At 39.2% G+C, this 2,769-nt stretch carries 6 protein-coding genes; 2 read left to right on the top strand and 4 right to left on the bottom strand.

Translation table 11 applies throughout. The annotated features are described in order from the left end of the window. Together JQC92_RS21715 and JQC92_RS21710 are read left to right on the top strand one after the other, a co-directional pair. Nucleotides 1–535 (top strand): acyl-CoA thioesterase (locus JQC92_RS21715; protein ID WP_205001617.1); only part of this gene is annotated, 535 nt, incomplete at its 5' end. Between the two features lies 1 nt (nt 536). Next, nucleotides 537–788 (top strand): hypothetical protein, encoded by a 252-nt coding sequence (locus JQC92_RS21710; protein WP_205001616.1) that lies wholly within the window; start codon nt 537–539, stop codon nt 786–788. Between the two features lie 239 nt (nt 789–1,027). On the opposite strand, the gene JQC92_RS21705 is transcribed toward JQC92_RS21710, so the two are convergent. From JQC92_RS21705 to JQC92_RS21690, 4 genes are all read right to left on the bottom strand, one after another. Beyond that, nucleotides 1,028–1,291 carry a hypothetical protein gene (locus JQC92_RS21705; RefSeq protein WP_205001618.1) on the bottom strand — a complete coding sequence of 88 codons (264 nt, stop codon included), beginning with the start codon at nt 1,289–1,291 and terminating at the stop codon, nt 1,028–1,030. Nucleotides 1,292–1,392: 101 nt separating this feature from the next. Continuing rightward, nucleotides 1,393–1,659 carry a type II toxin-antitoxin system RelE/ParE family toxin gene (locus JQC92_RS21700; protein WP_205001615.1) on the bottom strand — a complete coding sequence of 89 codons (267 nt, stop codon included), beginning with the start codon at nt 1,657–1,659 and terminating at the stop codon, nt 1,393–1,395. Next, a complete protein-coding gene (locus tag JQC92_RS21695) occupies nt 1,652–1,921 on the bottom strand; it encodes a hypothetical protein (RefSeq protein ID WP_205001614.1) in 270 nt (89 codons plus the stop codon). The genes JQC92_RS21700 and JQC92_RS21695 overlap by 8 nt, the downstream gene beginning before the upstream one ends. Before the next feature lie 66 nt (nt 1,922–1,987). Then, nucleotides 1,988–2,452 carry a hypothetical protein gene (locus tag JQC92_RS21690; RefSeq protein ID WP_205001613.1) on the bottom strand — a complete coding sequence of 155 codons (465 nt, stop codon included), beginning with the start codon at nt 2,450–2,452 and terminating at the stop codon, nt 1,988–1,990. Between the last annotated feature and the right edge of the window lie 317 nt (nt 2,453–2,769).

Below are 2,769 nucleotides of genomic sequence, written 5' to 3'. Positions count from 1 at the left end.
GCACCAAAAACGACCAGAAACCGTAGGTTCACTATATCATTTCTGGTCGAAATTGAATGTATCAAAGAGCTATATTGTATTATCGATCATAATGTTAGATTTTTTTCATAGCCGACTAATTATGCAACAACCCAACTATTTCACTGTCGACTTATCAGTGAGAGTCGCAGACTTAAACTACGGCAATCACTTAGGTTATAACGGCTTAGTATCCATGCTACATCACGCTCGGATAGATTACTTTCGCAATTTCAAGATAAATGAATTTAACCTAAATGGTGCGACCTCTTTCATTAAACAATTGAAAATCGACTATCAAGGTGAAGCGTTCTTGCATGATGTTTTGCATTTCAACTATAGCGTATCTGAAACCACCAGAGCCACGATAACCTTTGAAGCATTGATCACCAAGAACGATGACAACGCCCCTGTCGCTCACGCTTTCGAGACCATGATTTTGGTGGATAACGAAACTAAGAAAGTGGTGAAAAACTCTGCAGGTTTTGCCAAATTAATTGAATATCAAGGTGAGTAATATGGGAAACATCATCGCAACGCCTCATTTCAACGACACCTTTGAGCAAATCTATCAAGACTTGGCCTACAACTACGGCTGCACCTATATGTCGTATGTTTACGAGCACAAAGGCCACCGTGTCACTCACGCCACTAACAAAGAGTGGAATAGTATTTACTTCGGTGACAACTTATTAGATCGCTGCGCCTTGTTCCGTGTAGGTAAACGTTTTATGACTAGAACAGGCTGGTTTGAAACCGTATTTCGCTGAAACGAGATCAACGGCATCCGCAACGAATTCAAAATCTACAACGGTCTCAGCTTCGGCAAAAGCTACCACGGCTCAAAAGAATTTTTAGGTTTAGCGACAGACAAAGGCCACACCGATTTTCCGCAATTACTACTCATGAACAAACCAGAAATGGATTGGTTTTTGTTACGGATGCGAAGGGTAGCGTTTAGGGAGAGGTTTCAAGGGTTAATAAATACTCAGCGAACAAGTTGCTAACTCTAATCATCATCTGAGTCACCGTTGTTCTGCTTAGTTTTACGCTGTTCTACTTTTGCTTTTTCCACATTATTAAATGCTGGAGGCGGGATTGGAAATATCGAGATAAGAGGGAAAATAGCCAAGATGAGGAAAGCGACTTTTGGCATTCCTTTCGCCCATTTTACGACTCGATAAAGACACCAAAAGCCGATGATTAACAGCACTGAACTTACAATAAATTGTAATACAGTAAAGTCATTTATTACTTTGATCACGCTTTCCATTTGCGAACCTATTATTCCGTTATAGAAATATAGATTGGGGATTTTTAAGTTAATTCAAGTAACTGCATTTAAAACAGAAAATCATCTATCAATAATTTGCCTTAATAAACATCATCATGTGTCCCGATATCAACCAAGATAATCGTACCGTCTTCTTGCACTTTTAAAGTGAGTAAAATTCGGTAACTCATGTTGATAGATACCGACCACAAGCCATTTGAAAGCTTATGTAGTCTGAGTGAAGGATGAGCATGATTAAGTTGAAGCAGTTTAATGACTTTGGCGTATTGCTTGATGATCTCTGGATGTTTCTTTAAAAACTTACTGGCTCTTTTCACATAGCTTTTGGTTTCAAGAATTTTATTCACGAGATTCATTCTCGCTAAGTAGCTCTGCTACGTGTGCATCAACGTCATCAATAACTTTGTAATCACCAGCGGCAATATCTGTCTCGCACTCAGCTAGAGCTTGGCTTAGCTCCCACTCTCGAAACTTTTGATACTGCTCTATGTCAATAGCCGCAAGAATTGGTTTACCACGGCTTGAAACAATACAAACGCCATCAGAATCAATTGCGTCTGATAAAGCTTTGACACCTTTTACCTTCACATCATTTGCTTGTACATTCATTACTGCCTCACACAACACACTTTAAAGTACGATTAATAATACTCTAGATAATTTAATAATAGCAAATTATGCAGCCTTCACTGAAGATTGAACCAATATTAACTTACCTTGTTGTAGTGAACTTATACGGTGTGGCTGTTCACTTAGCCAATCTTGAAGCGATGTATTCTGAGCTAGAGACCAGCTAGCACCCGCCACATCCGTTACTTTAAGCCCTTTAAGCTCATGTTGAGCAACAGTGAATAGCGTTTCCCTGAAAGCTTCTAGAGCTTGAAACTTACTTCTTTTGCTCCATAACTGATATTGGTTCATAGCCCGGCATAGGCAAAAATCAAACAGGGAAATGTTTTCAATAAATATTTTATCTGAGATAAAACAGTAGAATAATTTGAGTTCCACAATAACGTTCGGAAAACGGCGAATAAGATGCTCGTAAGCTTTTTGATAACCACAATAGCAACTTTCCCAACTTGAAATCGCCTCATTAAAGCTGAGATCTGAATATCGCAGATTGATTAGTGAATTGTTCATATTGGCCAAACCATCGGTGTCTGCCTTTAACCTGAAACTATGCGAACAGGCAAATAAAATCAATCATAGAAACAGAATGTTAAAAGTCAAACTCTGGACTTCCTTGGACTATCTTGGACTATCTTGGACTGCTTAGAACATCATGAAACAACTGAGTTAAGCTAGGTTAAACGTAACTATTCAGCTGGGTAAACAAAGATATCAGGCAAGTGCCCGCTGAACAGCAGGTTCAACGAGGTTGAGGCTGTGATATTTTGCTTTCGACAACTCGAAACGTAACTGCGTATGGCACAGAAGTTTATTGCCCCTTCCGTACT

The organism is Parashewanella hymeniacidonis (genome assembly GCF_016900895.1).
In the GTDB taxonomy this organism is placed as follows: Bacteria; Pseudomonadota; Gammaproteobacteria; order Enterobacterales; family Shewanellaceae; genus Parashewanella; species Parashewanella hymeniacidonis.
The sequence above is the reverse complement of the archived record's forward strand: the minus strand, read 5'-3'. Positions and strand labels throughout refer to the sequence as shown.

What these genes read in the sequence shown, in the direction of transcription:
- JQC92_RS21710 (WP_205001616.1), top strand. Translation starts at nt 537, where the DNA reads ATGGGAAACATCATCGCAACGCCTCATTTCAACGACACCTTTGAGCAA.
- JQC92_RS21695 (WP_205001614.1), bottom strand. Translation starts at nt 1,921, where the DNA reads ATGAATGTACAAGCAAATGATGTGAAGGTAAAAGGTGTCAAAGCTTTA.
- JQC92_RS21690 (WP_205001613.1), bottom strand. Translation starts at nt 2,452, where the DNA reads ATGAACAATTCACTAATCAATCTGCGATATTCAGATCTCAGCTTTAAT.
- JQC92_RS21705 (WP_205001618.1), bottom strand. Translation starts at nt 1,291, where the DNA reads ATGGAAAGCGTGATCAAAGTAATAAATGACTTTACTGTATTACAATTT.